Source organism: Geodermatophilus sp. SYSU D00703, assembly GCF_054050155.1.
Map to the genome: position 1 here is coordinate 46,170 of NZ_JBJGYU010000005.1, position 25,811 is coordinate 71,980.

The following is a 25,811-nucleotide window of genomic DNA, read 5'->3' on the forward strand; positions in this document are numbered from 1 at the left end:
CCGACCGCGGCCTGCGCGGCCTACTTGTCGAAGACATACGTGCCCGGGGCGTCGGCCAGCGGCGGCAGCTCGTCGCTGCCCAGGGACGACGGCGCGTCGACCTCGTCGCCGGAGCGCTCGGCGAGCCAGGACGTGAAGTCCGTCCACCACGAGCCCTGCTGCTTCTCCGCCGAGGCGAGCCACTGCTCCGCGTCCGGCGGGGTGTCCGGGGCCACCTGGAAGGAGGCCTTCGGGTTGCCCGGGGGGTTCACCAGCGAGGCGATGTGCCCGCTGGTGGAGAGGACGAACCGGCTCCGCCCGCCGAGCAGCTGCGTCGTCCGGTAGCAGGACTGCCACGGGCAGATGTGGTCGGCGATGCCCGCGGTGACGTAGGCGTCGACGTCCACCTTCGACAGGTCGACCGGGGACCCGAGCATGGTGGCGGCGCCCGGCTTGGTCAGCTTGTTGCCCATGGAGACGTCGATGAAGTCCCGGTGCAGGCCCGCGCTCATCCGCGTGGTGTCGGAGTTCCAGTAGAGGATGTCGAAGGCCGGGGGCGGGTTGCCCTGCAGGTAGTTGTTGACCCAGTAGTTCCACACCAGGTCGTTGGGCCGCAGCCAGGCGAACACCTCGGCCAGCGTCGCGCCGTCCAGGTAGCCCTTCTTCCGGGACCTCTCGGTCGCCTCCCGGACCGCGCCCTCGTCCATGAGCGCGCCGAGGGTGCCCGCCCGCGACCAGTCCAGGACCGCGACGGAGTAGCTGGAGGCGGCCACCCGGCCCAGCCCGCCGGTGGCGGCCAGGTGGCCCAGCAGCATCGCGAGGATGATCCCGCCGGAGCAGAAGCCCTGCAGGGCCACCCGGTCGCTGCCGGTGATCCGCTCCGCGGCGTCCATGGCGTCGAGGACCGCCTGGCCGTAGGCGTCCATGCCCCAGTCGGCGTGCCGCTCGTCGGGGTTGCGCCAGGACATCATGAAGACCTGCTGCCCCGAGGCCACGTAGTTCTCGACGATGCTGCGGCCGGGGGCGAGGTCGGTGATGTAGTACTTGTTGATCGTCGGCGGCACGATGACCAACGGCACCGCCCGCACCCGCTCGGTGGTCGGCCGGTACTGGATGAGCTCGAACACCGGCGTCCGCAGCACGACCGCGCCCGGCGTGACGGCGAGGTCCTCGCCGACGGTGAAGGCGTCGGGCTCCACCATCGAGGGCACCCGCGGTGAGGACGCGAGGTCGGAGACCATCCGCCGCAGGCCCCGGACGGCGTTGCGCCCGCCGGTGTCGATGACTGCCTTCCACAGCAGCGGGTTGAGCGGGGTGTTGCTCGGGGCCAGGGCGTCGATGAGGTTGGTCAGCGTGAAGCGCAGGCGCTCGTCGTCCTGCCAGTCCAGGTCGGCGGCCTCGAGCAGCTCCATCGCGGTGCGGGACGCGGCGATGTGCGCCTGCATCGCCCGCCGCATGATGCCGTTGCCGGTCCAGGCGGGGTCGGCGTACCGCTTGTCCTTGGGCGCTGGGGCGAGGTCGGAGCGGCCGGCGACGACCTTCCCGAGGTCCTTGGCGAGGCCGCCCACCTGACCGGCGACCAGGCCCGGCCGGCCGGCCAGCGCGCGGCCGAACCGCAGCGTCGTGCGGGCCGGGGGGATCATCCGGCGCAGCGGCCCGCGGACGCCGTCCACGAGGACCATGTCGAGGCCGAGGGCCGCGTCGCCGGGCTCCTGGGCGACGCCGTCGGTGGTCCGGTCCTCGGGCGGTCGTGCTGCGTCGGTCATGCCGGTCTCCTCAGTGTGCTGGCTCGCGGTGTGACCGACGACACTCAACCACGGAGCGTCCTCCCCCGCAGGGCCACGTCCTCCTCCCGGGTGCCGCCCCGAGCTCGCGAGCGGCGGGGGCAGGGGTCCTCGCTCAGGCGGTCTCGGGGACCAGGTCCGACCGCGGCGCGGCGTTGGGTGGCCGGCGCCACGACCGGTTGTGCCGCCAGAACAGGTAGGTGCCCAGCCCGAGGGGGATCGGCAGCACGTAGGTGAGCGCCCGGTAGAGCAGGATCGCGGCGGCCACGAGGCCGCGGTCCCCGCCGGCCGCCGCCATGCCGGCGATGAGCGCCACCTCCATCACGCCCAGCCCGCCGGGGGTGAACGGGATCGCGGTCAGCAGCCGGGCGAAGGCGAAGACCGCCAGGGCCTCGACCAGGCCGACGTCCTCGCTCGGCACGCCCACGACCCGCAGCGACACGAGCAGGACGAGGAACAGCGACAGGTGGCTCACCAGCGTCGTCAGCGTGATCCAGTGCCAGCGGGCGCGCAGCAGCAGCGCCGTCCGGTCGCGGAACCGCGTCGTCGCGCGGTCCCAGCCCTGCACCGGCGGCCGGCCGAAGGGCCGGATCACGGCCGAGGCGACCCGCCCGGCGGCCGTGCCGATCCGCGCCGCGCCCTCGCGGCTGCGCAGCAGCAGCCAGAGCAGGACGACGGCCGCGGCCAGGCCGGCCAGGCCCGCCAGCCCGGCGGCCACGCGTCCGGCGCTCGGCGTGGACCGGAACGCCAGCAGGCTCAGCGCCAGCACCGGCAGCGCGAGCTTGGCGAAGTTGTTCCACAGCCCGGCGACCAGCAGGGAGACCGACGTCCGCGAGCGGGAGAAGCCCCACGAGGAGTTCATCGCGTACGTGAGGCCGACCGCGATCGCCCCGCCCGCGACGACGGTGTTGGCGACCGCCGTGGTCGACAGCGTGGCCACGGTGGCCTGGCGGAGGGTCAGCCCGGGCATGGTCGCGACCACGAGGAACTGGTAGGTCGCCAGGTTCCAGACGGTGACCAGCGCGAGCAGGGCGATCTCCGCCCCGGTCAGCGAGCCGATCGTGTCCCACACCGCCGACAGGGTGGTGAACTGCGGGAGGAACCAGGCCAGGACCGCGCCGGCGAGCACCAGCGACAGCACCGGTGTCACCACCTTGCGCCACCGGCGCCACGGCGCGGTCACGGCGGGCCCCCGGCCGACGGCGGGTCGAGCTGCAGGCGGCCGCCGCTCTCGGCGCGCACCTGCTCGGCGAGCTCGTCCCGGCGGAGGGTGCCGATGCCCTGGGTCGCCAGCGCCAGCGGCTCGGCGCGGCTCTCGCCGGCGAGGGTGAACGCGATGGTGAGGCAGCCGCCGTCGAACAGGTAGATGCGCCGGCCGTGGTACTGCGGCGTCACCTGGGTGACCCGCTCGAACCGGGCCATGCCGTCGCGGTCGCTGCGGACCTCGGTGGCCGCGCCGGTGTCGCAGGACGGCGTCAGCGCCACCTCGATGGCGTGCACGCCGTCCCGGTCGGAGTCCAGCCAGAACCGGGCCGAGCCGCGCTGCGCCTCGAGGCCGGAGAAGTGCCACCCCAGCGGCAAGCCCTCCACGCAGGGCACCACCGACGCCGTGGGCACGGCCTGGGCCATGAGGACGACGCCGTTGGCCGCACGCGCGTCGTCCCCGATGGAGCAGGCCGGCGCCGCGCCCAGGACCGGGCCGCCCGGCGCCGCGCAGCCGGCAGCCAGCAGCGCGGTGCCGGCCAGGGGCAGGGCGACCCGTCGGGCGAGCCGGGCCGCGGTCACAGCGGCGAGTCCAGCAGGTCGACCGCGACCGCCGCCGCGACGAGCATGCCGAGCAGGGCGACCAGCGACAGCCCGACCCGCCGCCAGCTCCACCGCTGGATGCGGACCGGCGGCAGGCGGTAGGGGAGCAGGCGGAGGAACTGCGCGTGCAGGTCGCGGCCGTCGGCGCGCAGCGACCGGCGCAGCTGCGACGGCATGGTCAGCCCGCGGGTGGCGGCGAAGGCCTCGGCCAGCTCCTCGTCGGAGAAGCGCACCCGCGCCCGCGCGTACACCCGCGCCGGGTCGGTGCGCAGCGCCAGGACCAGCATCATGTTGGCCAGGTCCACCGCCTGCCGCCACGGGCTCGGCCGGACCTCGGCGAACGCGGAGTCGATGAGGTACAGGGTGCGGTCGCGCACCAGGATGTTGGCCGGCTTGATGTCGCGGTGCGCCACGCCGATGTCCCACATCCGCCGCACCACGGCCAGCCCCTGGTCGATGACCGCGTCGTCGACCTCGGCGTCCCCGATCTCCTGGGCGCCGCGGATGAACTCGGTGACCAGCAGGTACTCCCGCTCCGGGGTGATCTCCACGATCCCCATCGGGTGCGGCACGGGCAGCCCGGCGTCGGTGAACAGCCGGAGCACGTAGTCCTCGTACTGCACGAGCCGGCGCACGCTGGCGAAGGGCTTCTCGTCCTCCATCCGCCCGTAGAGCAGGGTGCGGGCGAGCTTGAACCAGCGGTCGGAGCGCACGTGCGTGGCGGCGTAGAGCTTCCCGAAGACGTAGTCCTCGCCGTCCTGCGCCTTCACCGTGATCCGCAGCGGGGTGGAGCCGCCCGAGCCGGCCAGGTTGAACGGCGTGCAGGAGGTCGCCAGCAGACCGAGCTGGTCCTGCAGGGCCCGGACGATCGCCTCGCCCCGCGCGCCGGAGACGTCGAGGTGGGCGGGGCTGCCCCGGCGGTAGCGGACCGGGTGCACGTCGTTGGGCGTCATCAGCCGGAACGCCGCCAGCGGGGCCGCGACGCCGAGGACGACGGCGGCGACGACGTCGCTCGGGTGGTCCTGGGCCAGGTACAGCCGGGAGGCGACGGTGACCGCGAGCAGGCCCACGACCACCCACTTGGCGATCGTCCTAGGGCGGCCCGCCGGCACGAGGGCGTACACCGTGCTCACCAGGAACGCGGCGAGCACGGTCACCGGCAGCGAGGGCATGGTGAAGCCCGACCAGTCGCCCAGCAGCTCCACCTCGAAGGGGCGCGGCCGCTGCAGCGCGACCGTGGCCCACGCCCCGACGTTGACCACCAGCAGGCCCACGCCGAGCCAGACGAACAGGTGGTGCCAGCGCCGGCACACCACGAGGACCAGCAGGTTGGCCACCCACAGCGCGTGGATCACGGGCTTGGTCGCCAGCACGCCGGCCGCCTCGGCGACGGCGGTCAGCCCGGGGGTGCGCAGCTCGGCGACCGCCTGGAGGACGCGGGTGTCCACCAGGTCGACCAACGGCACGCTGTCGGTGGCCAGGACGACCGACCAGGCCACCACCACACCGGCCGACAGGCCCAGCCACCAGCGGCCGGAGGTGTTGAGGTGCCGGGGCAGCGGCGGCGGCTCGCCGGAGGGGCGGCGCCGTCGGCGGACGTGCTGGATGGCCGGCGAACCGGGACGCCGGGCCGGGCCTGCCTCCGGGGCGGCGTGCGGCAGCGACGCCATGCCGCCCGATGCTGCACCCCGACGGGCCCGCGGTCCATTGGGTTGGCCGCCGTCCGGCGTTAGCGTGACCGGGCCCGTTCCCCCGCGAGGAGGGAGCCCGCGATGCGGCGTCCCCGGGCGGTCCCCGCCGCGCTGCTCCTGCTGGCCCTCCTCCTGGTGCCCGGGTGCGCCCCGGTCGCCGGGACGGCGGCCCCGGCGGCCGAGGGCACGATCCGCGTCGCCTCCTACGACTTCACCGAGAACCAGATCCTGGCCGAGGTCTACGCCGAGGCGCTGCGGCGCGCGGACCTGCCGGTGACCGTCCAGCACGGCATCGGCACCCGTGAGGTGGTGCTCCCCGCGCTCGAGCAGGGCGTCGTCGACCTCGTCGTGGACTACCTGGGCACGGCGCTGGACTTCGTCGACCCCGGTCGGCCGGCGGCCCAGCGGGAGCCGGAGCACCTCCGGGCCGCCCTGGCCCGGGTCATGGAGCAGCGCGGCGCCACCGTGCTCGCCGCGGCGCCCGCCGAGGACCAGAACGGGTTCGTCGTCCGGACCGGCTTCTCCGAGCAGAACGCCGTCCGCCGGCTCTCCGACCTCGCCCTCGTCGCGCCCGGGATGGTGTTCGGCGGGCCGCCCGAGTGCCCCGAGCGCCGCTACTGCCTGCCCGGCCTGCGGGAGGTCTACGGCCTCGAGTTCGCCGAGGTGCGCGCGATGCCGTCCCGGGCGGCCACGGTGGAGGCGCTGCTGTCGGACGAGATCGACATCGGCCTGCTGGAGACGACCGACGCGCGGCTGGCCGACGGCTCGCTGGTCCTGCTCCACGACGACCGGGGCCTGCAGCCGCACGAGAACGTGGTGCCGATCGTGCGGACGGCGGTGCTCGACCGGGCGGGGGAGGAGCTGCGGACGGCGCTGGACGCGGTGAGCGTCCGGCTGACCAACGCCGACCTGGTGCGGCTCAACCGGTTGGTCGCCGTCGACGGCCGGACGCCGGAGGAGGCCGCGGCCCTGTGGTGGGCCGGCCGCTGAGGAAGGACCCCTGCCCCCACCGATCGCAGGCTCGCGGCGGGGCCCTGCGCGGGGCCTACAGTGCCTGCCGTGGGCCGATCCATCGCCGACCAGACCGACGAGGAGCTGGGCGGGCCGGGCAGCGTCCTGACCCGCCAGCGCCGCGACCACGTCGAGCTCGACCGGCTCCTGCGCCAGCTGGACGGCACGACCGGCCGCGAGCAGGAGGAGGTGCTCGCCCGCATCGACCGGCTGGTCTTCAGCCACGCGTTCGCCGAGGAGACCGTGCTGTGGCCGGCGCTGCGCCGGGTGCTGCCGGACGGGGACGCGCTGACGCTGCGGGTGGAGGAGGAGCACCAGGAGGTCAACGAGCTCGTCACCGAGATCGAGACCCTCGGCCACGACGACCCGCGCCGCGCGCAGCGCCTGGCCCGGCTGGTCGAGGTGCTGCGGGAGGACGTCCGCGACGAGGAGGACGTGCTCCTCCCGCGGCTGCAGGAGGAGCTCGACCCGCACCGGCTGCGGCGGCTGGGCCGGCAGTGGGAGTTCGCCCGCCGGGTGTCGCCGACCCGCCCGCACCCCACGGTCTCCCGCCGGCCGCCGGGCAACGCGCTGTCCGGCCTGCCGCTCTCGCTCATCGACCGCACCCGGGACCTGCTCGACGCCGCCGTCCGCCGGGCGCCGGCGCAGCTCGCCCCGGCCGGGGAGGCGGTCAGCCGGGTCCTGGCCGGCGCGGCCGGGCTGGTCGAGCGGGTGCCGCTCGCGCGCCGGGGCGACCGGCCGCCGACGTCCCGTTGAGACGACGACGGCTCCTCCCGTGCGGGAGGAGCCGTCGTCCGGCGGACCCTCGCTCAGTTGGTGTGGCGGGGCTTGGGCTCGGCGCGGGCGTCGAGCTGGATCTCCTTGTGGGCCTCCGGCACGCCCTCCTTGAGCTCCTTGGTCCGCTCGATCTCGGCGTCGAGCTCGATGCCGAACAGCAGCGCGAGGTTGATCAGCCAGAACCAGATCAGGAAGACGACCACCCCGGCCAGTGCTCCGTAGGTCTTGTTGTAGCTGCCGAAGTTCGCCGCGTAGAACGCGAACAGCGCCGACGCGAGGATCGCCACGACGATGGCGACGGCGGCCCCGGGGCTGACCCACCTGAAGCCCCGCAGCCGCACGTTCGGGGTCGAGTAGTAGAGGACGGCGATCATCAGCGCCAGGACGACGAGGATGACCGGCCACTTGACGACGTTCCAGACGGTCAGCGCGGTGTTCCCCAGCCGGAGGGCCTCACCCACGGCGTCCACGACCGGACCGCTCAGCACCAGCATGCTCACCATGACGGCGGCGAACAGGATGCCGATCAGGGTGATCAGCAGCTGCAGCGGCTTGAGCTTCCAGATCTTGCGGCCCTCGGGCGTCTCGTAGACCACGTTCGCGGCGCGGGTGAACGCGCCGACGTACCCGGAGGCCGACCAGATGGCACCGGCGAGACCGACGACGAGGCCGATCCCCGGGGCGGCGGTGCTGCCGGCGATCTGCTGGATGACCGGGTTCAGCGTGCTGGCCGCCTGCTGGGGGACGACCGCGGTCAGGGCGGTGGTGAGCTGCTCCGGGTTGGTCAGCAGGCCGATGATGGACAGCAGGGCGATCAGCGCGGGGAACAGCGCCAGGACGCCGTAGTAGGTGAGCGAGGCGGCCCAGTCGGTGAGGTTGTCCTCGCTGAACTCCTTGACCGTGCGCTTGAGCGTGCCGGCGGTGGTGGGGGTCGTGTCGGTTCCCCGGGGGGCGTTGTCGAAGCGGGTCTCGTTGACCTTGTCGTCGTGCGGTGCGGGGTCGCCGGCCACGTTGCCGGAGAACCGGGTGTCCTTCGCGGCGGTGTCGGTACCGCGCGAGCCGGCGGGGCGGTCCATGGTCGTCCTCCGGTCGGGGTGGGATCTCGTCCTCGTGCCGGTTCCCTGGACGGTCTCGTTCCATGCCTCGCCCGGGGTGTCGCGGCGGTACCCCCTGGTCAGGGGGTCGCGCCCCGCGCGCAGGCCGGGGTGTCATGGCACCGCCGTCGTCACCCGTTGGGGTGAGGTCCGCCGCCCGCTGTCAGGCGGACCTCACGGATCGACGATTGAGACAGCGGTCGGTGGGGAAACACCTCGTCGACGACGTGCCACGGGGGGCAGGCCTCCCTGTGGCGACGAGCAGATCGAGTCCCGGGGGGATGAACTGATGGTGCTGTGGCCGGCTGTGACCCTGATCGGGTTCCTGGTCCTGACCGCACTGGTGATCGTGATGGGCACCTCGTCGACGGCCCGGTACGAGCGGGAGCAGCGCGCCGCGACCGCGTCCGCCGCCCGCCCGGCCGCGCGCGCCGCCGAGCCGGTGGGGATGGCCCGAGCGGCCTGAGACAGGGCCCTCCTGCCCCCACCGCTCGCAGGCTCGCGGCGGGCCCCTGCAGGAGGGCCACCGCTCCGCGCCCCGCGCTCCTCTCTCGGAGTCGCGGGGCGCGGGCGCGTCCGCAGCCCTACAGCCAGGCCTCGTCGGTGTCGAGGACGGTCCGGTCCAGCGACTCGAGCAGGTCGAGGGAGGTGTGCGCCTTCGGCAACTCGTACCGGTGGAAGAAGCGCGCCGCCGCCCGCTTGCCCCGGTGGAAGTCGCTGGTCTTCTCCCGGGTCACCAGGGCCTGCTCCAGCCACAGCCAGGCCACGACCACGTGGCCGGCCGCCTCCAGGTAGGCGGTGGAGTTGGCCAGGGTGACGGCCGGGTCCCCCGCACCCCACAGCGTCGCGGTGACCGTGCCGATGCGGTCCACGGCGGCGTCGACGTCGGCGGCGAACGGCGCCCACTCCGTGCCGGCCGCCCGCGCCGTCGTCCGCCCGATCGTCTCGGCCAGGAGCGCCAGTCCGGCACCGCCCTGCATCACGACCTTGCGGCCGAGCAGGTCCAGCCCCTGGATGCCGTTGGTGCCCTCGTGGATCGGGTTGAGCCGGTTGTCCCGGTAGAACTGCTCGACCGGGTAGTCGCGGGTGTAGCCGTAGCCGCCGTGCACCTGGATCGCGAGGTCGTCGGCGACCGGCCCCCACTGCGAGGGCCAGGCCTTCGCGATCGGCGTGAGCACCTCCAGCAGCAGGTGCGCCCGCTCGCGCTCCTCCGCGGACTCCGCGGTCTGCTCCTCGTCGACCAGCCGCGCGCAGTAGAGCCCCAGGGCCAGCCCGCCCTCGGCGTAGGACTTGGCCGCCAGCAGCATCCGCCGGACGTCGGTGTGCTCGACGATCCGCACCGGCGGCCGCGTGGCGTCCCGGTCGGCCGGCGGCCGGCCCTGGGTGCGGGTGCGCGCGTACTCCAGCGCGTGCAGGTAGCCGGTGTAGCCCAGCACGGTCGCGCCCATGCCGACGCCGATCCGCGCCTCGTTCATCATCGTGAACATGTAGGACAGGCCGCGGTGCTCCTCGCCCACGAGGTAGCCGACCGCGCCGGCCCGCCCGCCCGGGGTGTGCACGCCCTCCCCGAAGTTGAGCAGCGTGTTCGTCGTCCCCCGGTAGCCCATCTTGTGGTTGAGCCCGGCCAGGACGACGTCGTTGCGCTCACCCGGCGACCCGTCGTCCCGCACGAGGTACTTGGGGACGACGAACAGCGAGATGCCCTTCACGCCGGGCGGCCCGCCGGGGACCTTCGCCAGCACCAGGTGGACGATGTTCTCGCTCAGCTCGTGGTCGCCGGCGGAGATCCACATCTTGTTGCCGGTGAGCCGGTAGGTGCCGTCGTCCTGCCGCTCCGCGCGCGTGGTGATGTCGGCGAGCGAGGAGCCGGCCTGCGGCTCGGACAGCGCCATCGTCCCGAACCACCGGCCCTCGACCATCGGACCGACGTAGGTGTCGACCTGCTCCTGGCTGCCGTGGGCGATGAGCAGCCGGGCGTTGGCCATCGTGAGGAACGGATAGGCCGAGGTGCCGATGTTGGCCGCCTTGAACCAGGCGAACACCGCCTGCCCGACGGTGTGCGGCAGCTGCATCCCGCCGAAGCGCTCGTCGAACTCGCTGGCCATCAGCCCGGCCTCGGCGAAGACCTCCAGGGCGCGCCCGACCTCGGGGATCATCTCGACCCGGCCGTCGACGAACCGCGGCTCGTGCTCGTCGGCCGTGCGGTTGTGCGGCGCGAAGTGGTCGGTGGCGATCTGCTCGGCCAGCTCCAGGACGGCGTCGAACGTCTCGCGCGAGTGCTCGGCGAACCGCGGCCGCTTGGTCAGGCTCTCGACGTCGAGCCACTCGTGGAGCAGGAAGTCCAGGTCGCGGCGGGACAGGATCAGCGACGAGCGCACGGGGGCCTCCAGGAGCGTGCTGCGGAGAGTCCCGTCACAGTAGGCCCGGACACGCACGAGGCCCCTCCCCGCGGGGTGCGGGGAGGGGCCTCGTGCGCCGGGGTCAGGCGCGGTGCCGCCCGCCCTCGGCGACCTCGGCGTCCCCGGGCCGGCCGACCGGCGGTGCGGTGGACGTCGGAGCCGCGGCGCCGACCCCCTGCACGGCCTGCTCGCCACCGTCGGCCACGGGACCGGCGCCGGCGGTCTGCTGGGCCGCCTGGCGGGCCTGGATGCCGGACTTGTTGCTCAGCGCCAGCTGGGGCAGGAACAGGAACACGAAGAACCCGAGCGCCACCACGCACGCGGCGATGAGGAACACCAGGTCGATGGAGTCGGAGAACCCGGTCTTGAACGGCAGCGCGAGGAACGACGGCAGCTGCTGGATGAACGACGTGTCCGACAGGTCGGCCCCGCCCTGCAGCTGACCACTCTGCAGCGCCTCGGCGACGCGGGGGTCGGCCGCCGCGGCCGAGGTCACGGCCTCCTCGATGTCCACCGGCAGGCGGCTGAACAGCACCGACAGGAACGCTGCGGTGCCGATCGTGCCGCCCATCTGGCGGAAGAAGGTCACCGACGAGGTGGCCACACCCATCTCCCGCGGGGAGACGGCGTTCTGCACGGCGAGGATGACCGGCTGGAAGTTGAAGCCCAGCCCCAGGCCCATGAGGACCATGAAGGGCACCAGCGTCCACACCGACGTGTCGGCGTCGACGACGAAGGACATGCTGACCAGGGCGACGGTCATCAGCGCGATGCCGACCAGCGGGAAGACCTTGTACTTGCCGGTCTTGCCGATCGCGATGCCGGAGCTCATCGCACCGACCATGATCCCGGCGACCAGCGGGATCATCTGCAGGCCGGCGACCGTGGCGCTGGAGCCGTGCACGATCTGCAGGTACTGCGGGAGGAGCAGCAGCCCGCCGAACATGCCCGCGCCCATGACGACGCTGCCGATGCCGCTGACGGCGAAGCTGCGGTTGCGGAACAGCCGCAGGGGCAGCAGCGCCTCGTCCTGGTAGGACCGCTCGGCCAGCAGGAACAGCACGAAGCCGACGGCGCCGATGGCGTAGCAGAGCAGCGAGCGGCCCGACTCCCAGCCCCAGATCCGGCCCTGCTCGGCGACGATCAGCAGCGGCACGAGGAAGGTGATCAGCGCCAGCGCGCCGGGCCAGTCGATGCGGTGGTCACGGCGCTCGTGCGGCAGGTGCAGCACCCGGAAGACCGCGACGAACGCGACCAGGCCCAGCGGGACGTTGATGAAGAAGATCCAGCGCCAGCCGTCGAGGGCCAGCAGCGAGGACTGGCCGGCGAAGAAGCCGCCGATGACCGGGCCGAGCACGCTGGAGGTCCCGAAGACGGCCATGAAGTAGCCCTGGTACCGGGACCGCTCCCGCGGCGGGACGATGTCACCGATGATCGCCAGGGCCAGCGACATCAGGCCACCGGCGCCGATGCCCTGGATCGCCCGGAACGCGGCCAGCTGGTACATCGAGTCCGCGATGCCGCACAGCACCGAGCCGACGACGAAGATGCCGATGGCGAACAGGTAGAACGGCCGCCGCCCGTAGATGTCGGAGAGCTTCCCGTACAGCGGGGTGGCGATCGTCGAGGTGATGAGGAAGGCCGTGGTCGCCCACGCCTGCAGGTCGTAGCCCTGCAGGTCGTCGGCGATGGTGCGGATGGCGGTGGACACGACCGTCTGGTCGAGGGCTGCGAGGAACATCGCCACCATCAGCCCGACGAGGATCGTGACGATCTGCCGGTGCGTGAAGGCGCCGTCCGTGCCGGGCGCGGCGGCCGCCGCGCGGGCGTCCCTCCGCTCGGCCGAGGTGGTGCGGGTGCTTCGGGTCATGACTGCTCTCTCGGGGACGGGACGGGCGCGGTCGGCTCGGTGGGCAGGGACGAGGCCAGGTCGTCCAGCAGGCGGCCGAAGAGCGTGGTGAAGGCGGCCAGGTCGGCGGCCGACCAGTCGGCGGTGACCCGCGCCAGGTGGGCCTCCCGCTCGCTGCGCAGCTGTTCCAGCGCGGCCCGGCCGGCGTCGGTGACGACCAGGCGGCTGGCGCGGCCGTCGCTCTCGTCGGCGACCCGCTGCACCAGACCCTGCTCGATCAGCGCGGCGACGTGCCGGCTGACCGTCGACGGGTCGGCGTGCACGAGGTCGGCGAGGGCGCCCTGCCGCAGGGGGCCGAGCCGGACGAGCGGGAACAGCAGGACCAGCGCCGCGCGGTCGCGGCGGTCGGTGACCTGCGCGGACTTGAGGGCGTGCACCAGCCGCATGAACCGCGGCAGCTGCTCGCCCAGCGTGCGCAGCTCGGCGAGCCGCTCGTCGTCGAGCCCGGCGGGGTCGGGCGCACCAGGGGACACGGGAACTCCGGAGGACGGGCGTGCGGGGGAACACGTGCACGCTACAACCGGTTGTGCGTAGCAAGCAATCAGTTGCACGGCACATGCAAGTGAGGTGGGCCACGACCGCGGGCCCGGGACCGGTGGGATTCTGGACGGGGTACCCGCCGACGGCCCGGTCATCCGCCGACCGCGCCGGCTCCCGCAGACCGTGCCCTCGCCAGACCTGGAGAACCCCGTGACGCCCGCGCCCGACGACCTGCGCAGCCGGCTGGCCGGGCTCACCCTCGAGGACGAGCACCGACTGCGCCGCCGGCTGGACGGCACCCGCCGCACGAAGGACGCCGGCGCGCGCGCCCGTCAGCGGGCCGCGATCGCCACCGACGTCGCCGCGGCCGAGGAGCGCATCGCCCGCCGGCGGGCCGCCGTCCCGGTCGTCAGCTACCCCGCCGAGCTGCCGGTCAGCGCCCGCCGGGACGACATCGCCGCCGCCCTCCGCGACTCCCAGGTGGTGGTCGTCGCCGGCGAGACCGGGTCGGGCAAGACCACCCAGCTGCCCAAGGTCGCCCTCGAGATCGGGCGCGGGGTCCGCGGCCGGATCGGCCACACCCAGCCCCGGCGGATCGCCACCCGCACCGTCGCCGAGCGGATCGCCGAGGAGCTGGGGACGCCGCTGGGCGAGGTCGTCGGCTGGAAGGTGCGCTTCACCGACCAGGTCAGCGACACCACGCTGGTCAAGGTCATGACCGACGGCGTGCTGCTCGCCGAGATCGCCCGCGACCGGCTACTGCGCCAGTACGACACGCTGATCATCGACGAGGCGCACGAGCGCAGCCTCAACATCGACTTCCTGCTCGGCTACCTCGCGCAGCTGCTGCCGCAGCGGCCGGACCTCAAGCTGGTCATCACCTCGGCGACCATCGACGTCGAGCGGATCGCCAAGCACTTCACAGGACTCGGTGACGAGGAGCAGCGCACCGGCCTGAGCGGCCATAGTGGCCACGATGGCCCCCCGGGCGGCGCCGAGGTGCCGGTCGTCGAGGTCAGTGGCCGCACCTACCCGGTGGAGGTCCGCTACCGGCCCGTGGTCGACCCCGACGCACCCGAGGGCGACCCGGCCGCCGACCCCGACCGCGACCAGGTGAGCGCGATCGCCGACGCGGTCGACGAGCTGGTCGCCGAGGGGCCGGGCGACGTCCTGGTCTTCCTCGCCGGCGAGCGGGAGATCCGCGACACCGCCGACGTCCTCACCGAGCGCTTCCCGTCGGCCGAGGTCGTGCCGCTCTACTCCCGGCTGTCCGCGGCCGACCAGCACCGGGTCTTCGCCCCGCACACCGGGCGGCGGATCGTGCTGGCCACCAACGTCGCCGAGACCTCCCTGACGGTGCCCGGCATCCGCTACGTCGTCGACACCGGCGTCGCCCGCATCTCCCGGTACAGCTCGCGGCTGAAGGTGCAGCGGCTGCCGATCGAGCCGATCAGCCAGGCGTCGGCGCGGCAGCGCTCCGGTCGCTGCGGGCGCACCTCCGAGGGCATCGCCGTCCGGCTGTACACCGAGGAGGACTTCGAGAGCCGGCCGGAGTACACCGACCCGGAAATCCTGCGCACCAGCCTGGCCTCGGTGCTGCTGCAGATGGCCGCCCTCGACCTCGGCGACGTCGCCGACTTCCCGTTCATCGACCCGCCGGACCGGCGCGCCGTCGCCGACGGCCTGGCCCTGCTCGAGGAGCTCGGCGCCCTGGACGGGGAGGGCCGGCTGACCCCCACCGGCCGCGCGCTGGCCGCGCTGCCGCTGGACCCGCGGATGGCGCGCATGGTCGTCGAGGCCGACCGGCGGGGCGTGCTGGAGGAGGTCCTGGTCATCGCCGCGGGGCTGACCATCCAGGACCCCCGTGAGCGGCCCACCGAGCACCAGCAGGCCGCCGACCAGCAGCACGCCCGGTTCGCCGACGAGAACTCCGACTTCCTCGCGCTGCTCAACCTGTGGCGGTACCTGGGCGAGCAGCAGGAGGCGCTCTCCGGCAGCCAGTTCCGCCGGACCATCAAGCGGGAGTTCCTGCACTACCTGCGCATCCGCGAGTGGCAGGACCTCTACGGCCAGCTGCGCAGCACCGCCCGCCGGCTGGGCATGGGCGTCGGCGAGCTCGCCGCCGAGCCCGACGAGCGCGGCATCCACACCGCGCTGCTCGCCGGTCTGCTGTCGCACGTCGGCGTCCAGGTGGAGGACACGAAGGGCCGAAATGGCCACAATGGCCCCTCCCGGAGGGGCAGGGAGTACCTCGGCGCCCGCAACGCCCGCTTCGTCATCGCTCCGGGCACCCCGCTGGCGAGGAAGCCGCCGCGCTGGGTGGTCGCCGCCGAGCTGGTGGAGACCAGCCGGCTGTACGCCCGCACCGTCGCCCGCATCGACCCCGAGGTCGTGGAGCGGCTGGCCGACCACCTGGTCAAGCGGCAGTACTCCGAGCCCCGGTGGGACGCCAGGCGCGGCTCGGTCGTGGCCACCGAGCGGGTCACCCTCTACGGCATCCCGCTGGTCGTCGGCCGCCGCGTGCAGTACGGCTCGATCGACCCCGTCGTCTCCCGCGAGCTGTTCATCCGGCACGCGCTCGTGCAGGGCGAGTGGACGACCCACCACCGGTTCTGGCACGACAACCAGAAGGCGATGCAGCGGGTCGCCGAGCTGGAGGAGCGGGCCCGGCGCCGCGACATCCGGGTCGACGACGAGACGCTGTTCGAGCTCTACGACGAGCGCCTCCCGGCCGAGGTCGTCTCCACCCGGCACTTCGACAAGTGGTGGAAGACCGCCCGTCGGCAGACGCCGGACCTGCTCACCTTCACCCCGGAACTGCTCACCAACGCCGCGGCGGCCGGCTCGGTGCGGGTCGAGGACTTCCCGGACGAGGTGCCGCTGACGCAGGGGCTCACCCTGCCGCTGTCCTACGCGTTCGCGCCGGGGACCCCGCAGGACGGCGTCACCGTCGACGTCCCGCTGGCGGTGCTCGACACCGTCGCCGAGCGGACGTCGGGGGAGTCGCTGGCCTTCACGGTGCCCGGACTGCGCGAGGAGCTGGTCACCGCGCTGCTGCGGACGCTGCCCAAGCAGTTCCGGCGGGCGCTGGTCCCCATCCCGGACCGGGTGCGCGAGGTCCTGCCGCACGTCGCGCCGTCCGAGCCGCTGCTGCCGGCGCTGGAGCGCGAGCTGCGGCGTGCGGCCGGGGTCGTGGTCCCGCCGGACGCCTGGCAGCCCGACCAGGTGCCCGACCACCTGCGGGCCACGTTCCGGGTCGTCGACGACCGCAAGCGCGCCCTGGCCACCGGCAAGGACCTGCAGGCGCTGCGCCGGGAGGTGGCGCCCCAGGCGCGGGCGAGCCTGGCGGCCGCGGCCGCCGACGTGGAGCGCACCGGGCAGACGGCGTGGACGTTCGGCACCCTGCCGCGCACCGTCGACGTCCGGCGCGGCGGGCACGTCGTCACCGCCTACCCGGCCCTGGTGGACGAGGGCGCCACCGTGGGCGTGCGGGTGGTCGCGACCGAGGCGGAGGCGACCCGGCTGTCCTGGCGCGGCGCCCGCAGGCTGCTCGTGCTGGTCGCCGGGTCCCCCACCCGGCAGGTGACGAAGGGCCTGTCGCCCACGACCCGGCTGGCACTGCAGTTCAACCCGGACGGGGAGATCCCGGCCCTGGTCGACGACTGCGTCGACGCCGCCGCCGACGAGCTGCTCGCGGCCAGTGCCAGCCACCCCGCCGCGCCCGGGCCGCCGCGGGACGAGGCCGCCTTCGCCGCGCTGGTGGAGACCGCGCGCGCCCAGCTCCTGCCGCTGACGACCGACACCGTGCGCCGGGTCGAGGCGGTGCTGACCCAGGCCCGCGAGGTCGCCGTGGCGATCGGGGCCGCGCCGGGACGCCGGGTGCCCGACGCCGCGATCGCCGACCTGCGCCGCCAGATGGGCGGCCTGCTGCACCGGGGCTTCGTCGCCACCGCCGGGCGGCGCCGGCTGCCCGACCTGGTCCGCTACCTGAGGGCGATGGCCCACCGGCTGGAGAAGCTGCCGGCCAACGCCGTCCGCGACGAGCTGTGGATGGCGCAGGTCGCGGCGGTGACCGAGGAGTACGAGCAGCTGCGCCGCCGGGTGCCGCCGACGGGGGCGCCCGACGACCCGGTCGCGCGGGTGCGCTGGATGATCGAGGAGCTGCGGGTCGGGCTGTTCGCCCAGACGATCGGCACGCCGCGGCCGGTGTCCGAGCAGCGGGTCTACAAGGCGATCGACGCCCTCACCGCGTGACGACAGCCGCCAGAGCATCGCAGCGAGGAGCGGACGGCGGCGCGGAGTCACGCCGTGGGCGCCGCCTGGAGGCGCCCTGGCCGGGGGCCTCCCTCAGCCGGCGACGCGGTCGCGCAGCAGCGCGGAGATCCGCTGACGGGTGACGCCGAACAGCGCGGCGATCCGGTTGATGCTGACCTGCTCGGACTGGAGGGCGGCGGCCTGCTCGCGGCGCCACGTCCCGCCGGCCGTGGCCAGGGTCGCCATCACCGAGCTGATCTGCTCGACGACCAGCGGCCTGCGCTCCTCGGTGACGATGTCGAGCCACCGCCGTCCGCTCCGCCGCTCCTCGAGGAGCTGCTCGGCCCGCTCCCGGGCCGAGCTCAACTGGACGATGCACGAGTCCAGCGCGGTGACCAGGGCGCTGAGCGCCTCGACCGCGGTGTCCCGCGGTCGCCCGCCGTCCTCTTCCCCCGCCACGAGGACCCCCTCCTGTGCGCCCGGGTCGTGCACAACTGCATGGGACACTACCCGTCTCAACCCGAGTTGCACGTAACGGCCGTCCCGTGCAACGCCCGGTGCCCTGGGCCACGCATCGAGCGGCGGGTGGTTTGCCGCCGGAGGCCGCCGGGGACGGCGGAGGGACCGACCCAGCGAGGAGGAGTGGGCATGAGCGAGCCGACCGGCCACACGGAGCAGGCGGGCGAGGGGCTCTCCGACGAGGAGATGGTGCGCACCGTCGCCGAGCAGACCGACAGCGCGTCCGAGCACGCCGACGTGGCGGGCAAGGACTGGGACGGCGACCCGAGCGCGGCCCCGGACCCGAACAGCTGACCCGCACCGGCGCCCGTCCGTTCCCGACCGGTCCGGGCGGGCGCCGCCTGCCACACTGCGCAGGACACCGGGAGGGCGCGCGTGGACACGAGGCAGGCACCTGTCGAGGAGCACCGCACCGTCCCGGGGACGACGCTCGCGCGTCGCCGTCCCGCCGTCCTGCGCCCCGCCCGAACGGCGGCCCGCTGGGCGGTGGCGCACGGGATGCCCGCGGTCTACCTGGCCCGTGCGGCGCGCCGCGGGGACCCCGTCGGGCGCCTGCTGCGGGACCCCGCGGTGCGCACCGAGCCGTACGAGGTCTACGAGCAACTGCGGGTGAGGGGACCGCTCGCGCCGAGCGTGCTCGGGCCGGTCACGACCTCGCACGCGGTGACCTCGGAGGTGCTGCGGTCGGAGCGCTTCGGCGTCGGCTTCGACTGGTCGGGTGCGCCGCGGTTCCTCCGCTGGGCCCTCGACTTCGGCGACGACCCGGCCGCCACCGGCGTCGGCGAGCCGCCCTCGATGCTCGTCGTGGACCCGCCCGACCACACCCGCTACCGCCGGCTGGTCAGCCGCGCCTTCACCCCGCGGGCCACGGCGGCGGCCGAGCCGATGGTGCAGCGGACCGCCGAGGCCCTCCTGGACGCGGTGGAGCCGGCGGCCGGCGGCACCGTCGACCTCGTCGCCGCCTACGCCGCGCCGCTGCCGGTGCTGGTCATCGCCGACCTGCTCGGCGTGCCTGCCGATCGCCGGGAGGACTTCCTGCGCTGGGGCGCCGGCGTGGCCGCGACCCTCGACCCCGGGCTGCCGTTGCGCCGCTTCCTCGCCGCCGACCGCGCCACGCGGGCGCTGCACGGCTTCCTCGGCGAGCACTTCGCCCGCCTGCGCCGCGACCCCGGCGAGGACCTGGTCAGCCGACTGGTCACCGCCCCCGAGGGGGAGCGGCTCACCGACCGGGAACTGCACGCCACCGTGATGCTGCTGCTCGGCGCCGGCTTCGAGACGACGGTGAACCTGCTGGGCAACGCGGTCGCGCTGCTGGACGCCCACCCCGACCAGCGGGCGGCGCTGCTGGCCGACCCGTCGGGCTGGTCCGCCGCCGTCGAGGAGGTCCTCCGCTACGACAGCCCGGTGCAGATCACCGGCCGCTCGGTCCGGTCCGACGCGGTGGTGGCCGGGGTCGCCCTGCCCGCCGGCTCCCGGGTCACGCTCCTGCTCGGCGCGGCCAACCGCGACCCCGCCGTCTTCCCCGACCCCGACCGATTCGACGTCACCCGCGCCAACGCCCGCGACCACCTCGCCTTCTCCGCCGGCATCCACTACTGCCTCGGGGCGGGCCTGGCCCGGATGGAGGCCGCCGTGGCGCTGCGCGCCCTCCACGAGCGCTTCCCGGGGCTGCGGGTGGCCGGTCGGCCGGTCCGGCGGGACCTGCAGACCCTGCGCGGTTTCGAGCACCTGCCGGTGACCCTGCGGTGAACCCCGGCCGGGCCGGGTTGCCGGCGTCCCTCCTGGTCAGCTCGCCACACCGGCCGTCAGCCGGCGGATCCGGGACCGGCGATTCCGCAGGACGGGAGGGGGTTGGCGGGACGGGGCCCGGGCGGCGATAGTGACCGCGGTCTCTCGCCCGACGGAAAGTGAGCGCATGAGCATCCTCGGTACCCGCGTGGTCCGCACGGAGGACCCGCTGTTCCTCACGCGTGGTGCGACCTACACCGACGACCTGGTCGACGACCGGCTCACCGGTGCGCTGCACGTGACCTTCGTCCGTTCCCAGGTCGCGCACGGACGGATCCTGTCCGTCGACGCCTCCGCCGCACGCGAGGCGCCCGGCGTCGTCGCCGTCTACACGGCCGAGGACTGCACCGACCTCGCCCCGATCCCGGCCGGCCTGCCGATGGTCCCGCCGGCGATGCAGCGCCCCTGGCTGGCCACGGAGAAGGTCCGCTTCGTGGGCGACATCATCGCCGTCGTCCTCACCGAGGACCGCTACCAGGGCGAGGACGCCGCGGAGATGGTCTCGGTCGACATCGACCCGCTGCCGGCCGTCGTCAGCACCGCCGACGCCGGACGCAACGAGGTGCTGCTGTTCGAGGAGGCCGGGACCAACGTCGCGGCCGAGTTCGGCGGCCCGCCGCCGGAGGACTTCTTCGCCGGCTGCGAGGTCGTCGTCCGGCAGGCGGTCAAGAACCAGCGGGTGGCGCCGGTGCCGCTGGAGACCCGCGCGGCCGCCGCGGCGTGGGGCGAGGACGGCCGGGTCACCATCTGGTGCACCAACCAGGGCGCCCAGCAGGCCAAGGGGGAGATCGCCGGCTGGCTCGGCGTCGACCCGGCACGGGTGCACCTGGTCACCCCGGACGTCGGCGGCGGCTTCGGCGCCAAGATCGGCGCCGACCCGGAGTACGCCTTCGTGGCCTGGCTGGCGCAGAAGGTCGGGCGGCCGGTGCGGTGGACGGAGAACCGCTCCGAGAACATGCTCGGCATGCTGCACGGCCGCGGCCAGGACCAGCAGGTCACCATCGGCGGTCGCCGCGACGGCACGATCGAGGCCTACGCCATCCACGCCGACCAGGAGGCCGGCGCCTACCCGCGGGTCGGGATCATCCTGCCGACCCTCACCATGCTGATGGCCGCGGCGACCTACGCCTTCCCGAAGGTGCACGCCTCGGCGCGGGCGCTGGTCAACAACGCGACCTCGATCGGCGCCTACCGCGGGGCCGGCCGTCCCGAGGCGACCGCCGCCGTCGAGCGGGCGATCGACCTGTTCGCCGCCGAGATCGGGATGGACCCGGCGGAGGTGCGCCGGAAGAACCTCGTCCCGCCCTTCCACGAGCCGCACACCACGCCGTCGGGAGCGACCTACGACTCCGGCGAGTACGTGGCGGCGCTGGAGAAGGCGCTCGAGGCGGCCGGCTACCAGGAGCTGCGTGCCGAGCAGGCCCGCCGGCGGGAGCGCGGCGACGTCCGGCAGCTGGGCATCGGCCTGTCGACGTACGTCGAGATCACCGGTGCCGACACCGGCCTGGGCGCGGCGGAGTCCGCCGAGCTCGAGGTGCACCCGGACGGGACGGCGACCGTGCTGACCGGCACCTCACCGCACGGCCAGGGCCACGCCACCGCGTGGGCGATGCTCGCCAGCGACCAGCTGGGCATCCCGGTGGAGAAGATCACCGTGCTGCACGGCGACACCGACCGGATCCCGCGCGGCGGCGGCACGATGGGCTCGCGCAGCCTCCAGCAGGGCGGTGCCGCGGTGCACCAGGCGGCCACCGAGCTGATCGAGCTGGCCAAGCAGCGGGCCGCCGAGCAGCTGGAGGCCGATCCGGCCGACCTCGAGGTGGACCTCTCCTCCGCCGGGCTGGCGGTGCGGGGCACCCCGGGCGCGGGCGTCACGTTCGCGCAGCTGGCCGAGTCCGAGCCACTGGTCGTGCAGACCCGGTTCGAGGCGGCGGCGCCGACCTTCCCGTTCGGCGCCCACGTGGCCGTCGTCGAGGTCGACACCGAGTCGGGCAAGGCCGAGCTGCAGCGGCTGGTGGCCGTGGACGACGCGGGGATCATCGTGAACCCGCTGCTGGCCGAGGGCCAGCGGCACGGCGGCTTCGCGCAGGGGGTGGCGCAGGCGCTGCTGGAGGAGGTCCTCTACGACGCCGACGGCAACCCGCAGACCTCCACGCTGGCCGACTACCCGTTCGTCTCGGCGACCGAGCTGCCGAGCTTCGAGCTGGTCGACATGGCCACGCCCACGCCCATCAACCCCCTGGGTGCCAAGGGCATCGGGGAGGCGGGGACCATCGGGTCCACGCCCGCCGTCCACAACGCCGTCATCGACGCCGTCTCGCACCTCGGCGTCCGGCACATCGACATGCCCACCACCCCGATGAAGGTGTGGCGGGCGATCCAGCAGGCCCAGCAGGGAGGCAGCAACGCATGAAGGTCTCGATGACCGTCAACGGTCAGCAGCGCACCGACGAGGTGGAACCCCGTCTGCTGCTGGCGCACTACCTGCGTGAGACCTGCGGGCTCAAGGCCACCAACATCGGCTGCGACACCACCTCGTGCGGCGCGTGCACCGTCATCGTGGACGGGCTCTCGGTGAAGTCGTGCACCGTGCTCGCGGCGCAGACCGAGGGCGCGCAGGTGACCACGCTGGAGGGACTGGCCGGTCCGGACGGCGAGCTGCACCCGATGCAGAAGGCGTTCCGCGAGGAGCACGGCCTGCAGTGCGGGTTCTGCACCCCCGGCATGGTGATGGCGGCGATCGGCGTCCTGGCCGACAACCCCGACCCCAGCGACCGGGAGGTCCGGGAGGGGCTGGAGGGCAACCTCTGCCGCTGCACCGGCTACCACAACATCGTCCGGGCGGTCCGGACCGCGGCCAAGGCCGGCCCCGCGGCCGGTCAGGTGCCGCAGTCGCAGGAGGTCGCTCGATGACCGAGCGAGCGAGGGCATCCGAGGACACAGCATCCCGGGTCGTGCACCCGACGAGCGCCGGCGAGGAGTGGGCATGATCCCGGGGCCGTTCGAGTACGTGCGGGCGACGTCGGTCGAGGAGGCGATCGCCTCCCTCGTCGAGCACGGGGACGACGCCAAGATCATGGCCGGCGGGCACTCGCTGCTGCCCATCATGAAGCTCCGGCTGGCCATGCCCGCGGTGGTCATCGACATCAGCCGGATCCCGGGGTTGTCCTACGTCCGGGTCGACGGCGACGAGGTGGCCATCGGCGCGGGCACCCGGCACCACGAGCTGGAGAAGGACGAGGTCGCGAAGGCCGAGGTGCCGATCCTGCCGTACACCGCCAGCCAGGTCGGTGACCCGCAGGTGCGCCACCGCGGCACGATCGGCGGCACGGTCGCGCACAGCGACCCGGCGTCCGACCTGCCCACGGCGCTGCTCGCGCTGGGGGGCACCGCGGTCGTGCAGGGCCCCAACGGGCGCCGCAACATCCCGCTGACCGAGTTCTGGCTGGGCTTCTTCGAGACGGCGCTGGCCGAGGACGAGCTGATCGTCGAGATCCGCGTGCCGCGCACCGGGTCGGCCGGCTGGGCCTACGAGAAGTTCACCCGCCGGGCCAACGACTGGCCGATCGTCGCCGCCGCCGCGGTGGACGGCCGGGTGGCGCTGGCCAACATGGCCGGCACGGTCGTGCGGGCCACCGCGACGGAGCAGGCCCTCGCGCGGGGCGCCTCCATCGAGGAGGCCGCGGCGCTGGCCGACGAGGGCACCTCGCCGGGCGCGGACATGCACGCCGACCAGGAGTACCGCCGGCACCTCGCGCGGCTGCTCACCCGCCGGGCGCTGGAGAAGGCCGCCGGAGCCCCCGCAGCCGCCGCCTGAGGCCCACCACGACGCCGCCGAGAGCTGCCTGCTCCCGGCGGCGTCGTCATGTCCGGGGAGGCCGCACTGGGGGTCTTCCTCGCCCGTTGCCGGTCCTGCAGGACCGGCGCAGCACGAGGAACACCCGCGATGCGCACCGAGGCCCGGCCCCTCGTGGAGGGGCCGGGCCTCGGTGCGTCGTGCGGCCCCGGTAGGGGGCCCTTCCCTCAGCCGGCCGGCGTGAGCATCCCCGCGCCGACGGTGGCGTTCGTGGCCTCGTCGACCAAGATGAACCGGCCGGTCACCCGGTTGCGGGTGTAGTCGTCGACGAACAGCGGCTGGGTGGCCCGCAGCCGCACCCGGCCGATGTCGTTGAGGCCCAGCTCGGCCGCGTCGGTGTCGCGGTGCAGCGTGTTGACGTCCAGCCGGTAGGCGAGGTCCTTCACCATCGCGCGGACCGTGCGGGTCGTGTGCTTGACCGCGATCCGCTGCCGGGGGCGCAGCGGCTCCTCGGCCATCCAGCAGACCAGCGCGTCGAGGTCCTGCGTGGCGGTCGGGGAGTTCTCCGTCCGGCAGAGCAGGTCGCCGCGGGAGACGTCGAGGTCGTCGGTGAGCCGCACGGTCACCGACATGGGCGGGAACGCCTCGTCCACGGGGCCGCGCGGGCCGTCGATGCCGGCGATCGTCGTCGTCAGGCCGCTCGGCAGCACCTGCACCTCGTCGCCCGGGCGCAGCACCCCGCTGGCCACCGTGCCGGCGTAGCCGCGGTAGTCGTGGTGGGCGTCGGACTGCGGCCGGATCACGTACTGCACCGGGAAGCGGGCGTCGGTGAGGTTGCGGTCGCTGGCCACGTGCACGTGCTCGAGGTGGTGGATCAGCGTCGGCCCCTCGTACCACGGCGTGTTGGGGGAGTGCTTCACCACGTTGTCGCCGTGGAGGGCCGAGATCGGGATGACCGTGAGGTCAGGCACGCTCAGCTTGGCCGCGAAGGCGCTGAACTCGTCGGCGATGGCGTCGAAGGTCTGCTGCGACCAGTCGACGAGGTCCATCTTGTTGACCGCGACGACCAGGTGCGGCACCCGCAGCAGTGAGGCGAGGAACGCGTGCCGGCGGCTCTGCTCCACCATCCCCTTGCGGGCGTCGACCAGCACGATGGCCAGGTCGGCGGTGGAGGCGCCGGTGACCATGTTCCGCGTGTACTGCACGTGGCCCGGCGTGTCGGCGAGGATGAAGGTGCGCCGCGGGGTGGCGAAGTAGCGGTAGGCGACGTCGATGGTGATGCCCTGCTCGCGCTCGGCCCGCAGCCCGTCGGTGAGCAGCGCGAGGTCGACGAAGTCGCCCTTGCTGGCGCGGGCGACCGCCTCGTACTGGTCCTCGAAGATCGCCTTGCTGTCGAACAGCAGCCGGCCGATCAGCGTGCTCTTCCCGTCGTCCACCGACCCGGCGGTGGCGATGCGCAGGATGTCCTTGCGGGACGTCGCCAGCTCGACGGCGTGCTCGGCGAGGGCCGAGTGGACGTCGACCGCGCCGTCCGCGTCGAGGGGCACGGTGGTCTCGTCAACGGGAGCCATCAGAAGTAGCCCTCCTTCTTCCGGTCCTCCATGGCGGCGTCGCTGACCTTGTCGTCGCCGCGGGTCGCGCCCCGCTCGGTCATCCGGGTCACCGCGATCTCGGCGATGACCTCCTCGACCGTCGTGGCCTCCGAGCGCACCGCGGCCGTCAGGTTGGCGTCGCCGACGGTGCGGTAGCGGACCGTCGCGCGGAACGGCTGCTCGCCGTCCCTCGGCCGGATGAACTCGTTGACCGCGTAGAGCATCCCCTGGCGCTCGACCACCTCCCGCTCCTGGGCGAGGTACAGCGGCGGGATGGCGATCTGCTCACGGGCGATGTACTGCCAGATGTCGAGCTCGGTCCAGTTGGACAGCGGGAAGACGCGGATCGACTCGCCGAGGTGGATCCGGCCGTTGTAGAGGTCCCACAGCTCGGGGCGCTGGTTCTTCGGGTCCCACTGACCGAACTCGTCGCGGAAGGAGAAGACCCGCTCCTTGGCGCGCGCCTTGTCCTCGTCGCGGCGGGCACCCCCGAACAGCGCGGTGAAGCCGTGCTCCTCCACCGCGTCCAGCAGCACCGGCGTCTGGATCCGGTTGCGGGAGCCGTTGGGCTCCTCCTTGACCAGCCCCTTGGCCATCGCGTCGGGGACCGAGGCGACGATCAGCTGGACGCCGAGCTCGGCCACCCGCTTGTCCCGGAACTCCAGGACGTCGGGGAAGTTCAGGCCGGTGTCGACGTGCATCACGGGGAACGGGATGCGCGCCGGGGCGAAAGCCTTGCGCGCCAGCTCCAGCATCACGATCGAGTCCTTGCCGCCGGAGAACAGCAGCACCGGCCGCTCGAGCTCGGCGGCCACCTCACGGACCACGTGGATGGACTCGGCCTCCAGCGTCTCCAGTTGGGAGAGCCGGTAGTCGGGAGTGCTCACGCGTCCTCCTCGCTGACGCTGGTCGGGCGCGTGCCCAGCGGTGCT

At 73.9% G+C, this 25,811-nt stretch carries 20 protein-coding genes; 9 read left to right on the forward strand and 11 right to left on the reverse strand.

Features of this window, described 5'->3' with window-relative positions:
- Positions 1-20 precede the first annotated feature (20 nt).
- From ACI782_RS08030 to ACI782_RS08045, 4 genes are all read right to left on the reverse strand, one after another.
- Positions 21-1,745 (reverse strand): PHA/PHB synthase family protein, encoded by a 1,725-nt coding sequence (locus ACI782_RS08030; protein WP_456907879.1) that lies wholly within the window; start codon positions 1,743-1,745, stop codon positions 21-23.
- A 133-nt stretch (positions 1,746-1,878) separates the two neighbouring features.
- A complete protein-coding gene (locus tag ACI782_RS08035; RefSeq protein ID WP_456907881.1) occupies positions 1,879-2,946 on the reverse strand; it encodes a lysylphosphatidylglycerol synthase transmembrane domain-containing protein in 1,068 nt (355 codons plus the stop codon).
- Positions 2,943-3,548 carry a hypothetical protein gene (locus tag ACI782_RS08040; RefSeq protein WP_456907883.1) on the reverse strand — a complete coding sequence of 202 codons (606 nt, stop codon included), beginning with the start codon at positions 3,546-3,548 and terminating at the stop codon, positions 2,943-2,945. The genes ACI782_RS08035 and ACI782_RS08040 overlap by 4 nt, the downstream gene beginning before the upstream one ends.
- Complete coding sequence (locus tag ACI782_RS08045; RefSeq protein WP_456907885.1) at positions 3,545-5,239, reverse strand: phosphatase PAP2 family protein; 1,695 nt, start codon at positions 5,237-5,239, stop codon at positions 3,545-3,547. The genes ACI782_RS08040 and ACI782_RS08045 overlap by 4 nt, the downstream gene beginning before the upstream one ends.
- Positions 5,240-5,341: 102 nt before the next feature.
- Here ACI782_RS08045 and ACI782_RS08050 point away from each other — a divergent pair, with 102 nt between their 5' ends.
- Together ACI782_RS08050 and ACI782_RS08055 are read left to right on the forward strand one after the other, a co-directional pair.
- Complete coding sequence (locus ACI782_RS08050; protein ID WP_456907887.1) at positions 5,342-6,250, forward strand: ABC transporter substrate-binding protein; 909 nt, start codon at positions 5,342-5,344, stop codon at positions 6,248-6,250.
- Between the two features lie 69 nt (positions 6,251-6,319).
- Entirely contained in the window at positions 6,320-7,027 is a 708-nt protein-coding gene (locus ACI782_RS08055) for a hemerythrin domain-containing protein (protein WP_456907889.1), read from the forward strand.
- A 53-nt stretch (positions 7,028-7,080) separates the two neighbouring features.
- Here the strand turns inward: ACI782_RS08055 and ACI782_RS08060 are convergent, their stop codons facing one another.
- Positions 7,081-8,124 (reverse strand): YihY/virulence factor BrkB family protein, encoded by a 1,044-nt coding sequence (locus ACI782_RS08060; RefSeq protein WP_456907891.1) that lies wholly within the window; start codon positions 8,122-8,124, stop codon positions 7,081-7,083.
- Positions 8,125-8,431: 307 nt separating this feature from the next.
- Between ACI782_RS08060 and ACI782_RS08065 the strand changes: the two genes are divergently transcribed.
- Positions 8,432-8,608: a hypothetical protein gene (locus tag ACI782_RS08065; RefSeq protein ID WP_456907893.1), complete on the forward strand. Its 177-nt coding sequence runs from the start codon at positions 8,432-8,434 to the stop codon at positions 8,606-8,608.
- Between the two features lie 118 nt (positions 8,609-8,726).
- Here ACI782_RS08065 and ACI782_RS08070 read toward each other — a convergent pair whose 3' ends face one another.
- The 3 genes from ACI782_RS08070 to ACI782_RS08080 all read right to left on the reverse strand — a co-directional run bounded on the left by ACI782_RS08070 (position 8,727) and on the right by ACI782_RS08080 (position 12,923).
- Positions 8,727-10,520 (reverse strand): acyl-CoA dehydrogenase, encoded by a 1,794-nt coding sequence (locus ACI782_RS08070; protein ID WP_456907895.1) that lies wholly within the window; start codon positions 10,518-10,520, stop codon positions 8,727-8,729.
- Positions 10,521-10,623: 103 nt separating this feature from the next.
- Entirely contained in the window at positions 10,624-12,411 is a 1,788-nt protein-coding gene (locus ACI782_RS08075) for an MDR family MFS transporter (RefSeq protein ID WP_456907897.1), read from the reverse strand.
- Positions 12,408-12,923, reverse strand: coding sequence for a MarR family winged helix-turn-helix transcriptional regulator (locus tag ACI782_RS08080; RefSeq protein ID WP_456907899.1), 516 nt, complete (start codon positions 12,921-12,923; stop codon positions 12,408-12,410). Before ACI782_RS08080 ends, ACI782_RS08075 begins: the two co-directional genes overlap by 4 nt.
- A gap of 217 nt (positions 12,924-13,140) precedes the next feature.
- Between ACI782_RS08080 and hrpA the strand changes: the two genes are divergently transcribed.
- A complete protein-coding gene (gene hrpA / locus ACI782_RS08085) occupies positions 13,141-17,184 on the forward strand; it encodes an ATP-dependent RNA helicase HrpA (protein ID WP_456907901.1) in 4,044 nt (1,347 codons plus the stop codon).
- 93 nt (positions 17,185-17,277) lie between these two features.
- Here hrpA and ACI782_RS08090 read toward each other — a convergent pair whose 3' ends face one another.
- On the reverse strand, positions 17,278-17,643 hold the full coding sequence (locus ACI782_RS08090) for a hypothetical protein (protein WP_456907903.1): 366 nt from the start codon (positions 17,641-17,643) through the stop codon (positions 17,278-17,280).
- Positions 17,644-17,832: 189 nt separating this feature from the next.
- Between ACI782_RS08090 and ACI782_RS08095 the strand changes: the two genes are divergently transcribed.
- From ACI782_RS08095 to ACI782_RS08115, 5 genes are all read left to right on the forward strand, one after another.
- Positions 17,833-17,997: a hypothetical protein gene (locus tag ACI782_RS08095; RefSeq protein WP_456907905.1), complete on the forward strand. Its 165-nt coding sequence runs from the start codon at positions 17,833-17,835 to the stop codon at positions 17,995-17,997.
- 81 nt (positions 17,998-18,078) lie between these two features.
- Entirely contained in the window at positions 18,079-19,452 is a 1,374-nt protein-coding gene (locus ACI782_RS08100; RefSeq protein WP_456907907.1) for a cytochrome P450, read from the forward strand.
- Between the two features lie 166 nt (positions 19,453-19,618).
- Positions 19,619-21,904: a xanthine dehydrogenase family protein molybdopterin-binding subunit gene (locus ACI782_RS08105; RefSeq protein WP_456907909.1), complete on the forward strand. Its 2,286-nt coding sequence runs from the start codon at positions 19,619-19,621 to the stop codon at positions 21,902-21,904.
- A complete protein-coding gene (locus ACI782_RS08110) occupies positions 21,901-22,404 on the forward strand; it encodes a (2Fe-2S)-binding protein (RefSeq protein WP_456907911.1) in 504 nt (167 codons plus the stop codon). The genes ACI782_RS08105 and ACI782_RS08110 overlap by 4 nt, the downstream gene beginning before the upstream one ends.
- Positions 22,405-22,477: 73 nt before the next feature.
- Positions 22,478-23,308, forward strand: a complete 831-nt coding sequence (locus ACI782_RS08115; RefSeq protein WP_456907913.1) for an FAD binding domain-containing protein — start codon at positions 22,478-22,480, stop codon at positions 23,306-23,308.
- Positions 23,309-23,514: 206 nt separating this feature from the next.
- Here the strand turns inward: ACI782_RS08115 and ACI782_RS08120 are convergent, their stop codons facing one another.
- Together ACI782_RS08120 and cysD are read right to left on the reverse strand one after the other, a co-directional pair.
- Positions 23,515-24,858 (reverse strand): sulfate adenylyltransferase subunit 1, encoded by a 1,344-nt coding sequence (locus ACI782_RS08120; protein WP_456907915.1) that lies wholly within the window; start codon positions 24,856-24,858, stop codon positions 23,515-23,517.
- The gene (cysD, locus tag ACI782_RS08125; RefSeq protein ID WP_456907916.1) at positions 24,858-25,766 is read right to left on the reverse strand and encodes a sulfate adenylyltransferase subunit CysD; all 909 of its coding nucleotides are present in this window, start codon (positions 25,764-25,766) and stop codon (positions 24,858-24,860) included. Before cysD ends, ACI782_RS08120 begins: the two co-directional genes overlap by 1 nt.
- Positions 25,767-25,811 lie beyond the last annotated feature (45 nt).

Coding starts and splice junctions, on each gene's coding strand:
- ACI782_RS08030 (WP_456907879.1), bottom strand. CDS start 1,745: ATGACCGACGCAGCACGACCGCCCGAGGACCGGACCACCGACGGCGTC.
- ACI782_RS08045 (WP_456907885.1), bottom strand. CDS start 5,239: ATGGCGTCGCTGCCGCACGCCGCCCCGGAGGCAGGCCCGGCCCGGCGT.
- ACI782_RS08050 (WP_456907887.1), top strand. CDS start 5,342: ATGCGGCGTCCCCGGGCGGTCCCCGCCGCGCTGCTCCTGCTGGCCCTC.
- ACI782_RS08060 (WP_456907891.1), bottom strand. CDS start 8,124: ATGGACCGCCCCGCCGGCTCGCGCGGTACCGACACCGCCGCGAAGGAC.
- ACI782_RS08065 (WP_456907893.1), top strand. CDS start 8,432: ATGGTGCTGTGGCCGGCTGTGACCCTGATCGGGTTCCTGGTCCTGACC.
- ACI782_RS08075 (WP_456907897.1), bottom strand. CDS start 12,411: ATGACCCGAAGCACCCGCACCACCTCGGCCGAGCGGAGGGACGCCCGC.
- ACI782_RS08095 (WP_456907905.1), top strand. CDS start 17,833: ATGAGCGAGCCGACCGGCCACACGGAGCAGGCGGGCGAGGGGCTCTCC.
- ACI782_RS08105 (WP_456907909.1), top strand. CDS start 19,619: ATGAGCATCCTCGGTACCCGCGTGGTCCGCACGGAGGACCCGCTGTTC.
- ACI782_RS08110 (WP_456907911.1), top strand. CDS start 21,901: ATGAAGGTCTCGATGACCGTCAACGGTCAGCAGCGCACCGACGAGGTG.
- ACI782_RS08115 (WP_456907913.1), top strand. CDS start 22,478: ATGATCCCGGGGCCGTTCGAGTACGTGCGGGCGACGTCGGTCGAGGAG.
- ACI782_RS08120 (WP_456907915.1), bottom strand. CDS start 24,858: ATGGCTCCCGTTGACGAGACCACCGTGCCCCTCGACGCGGACGGCGCG.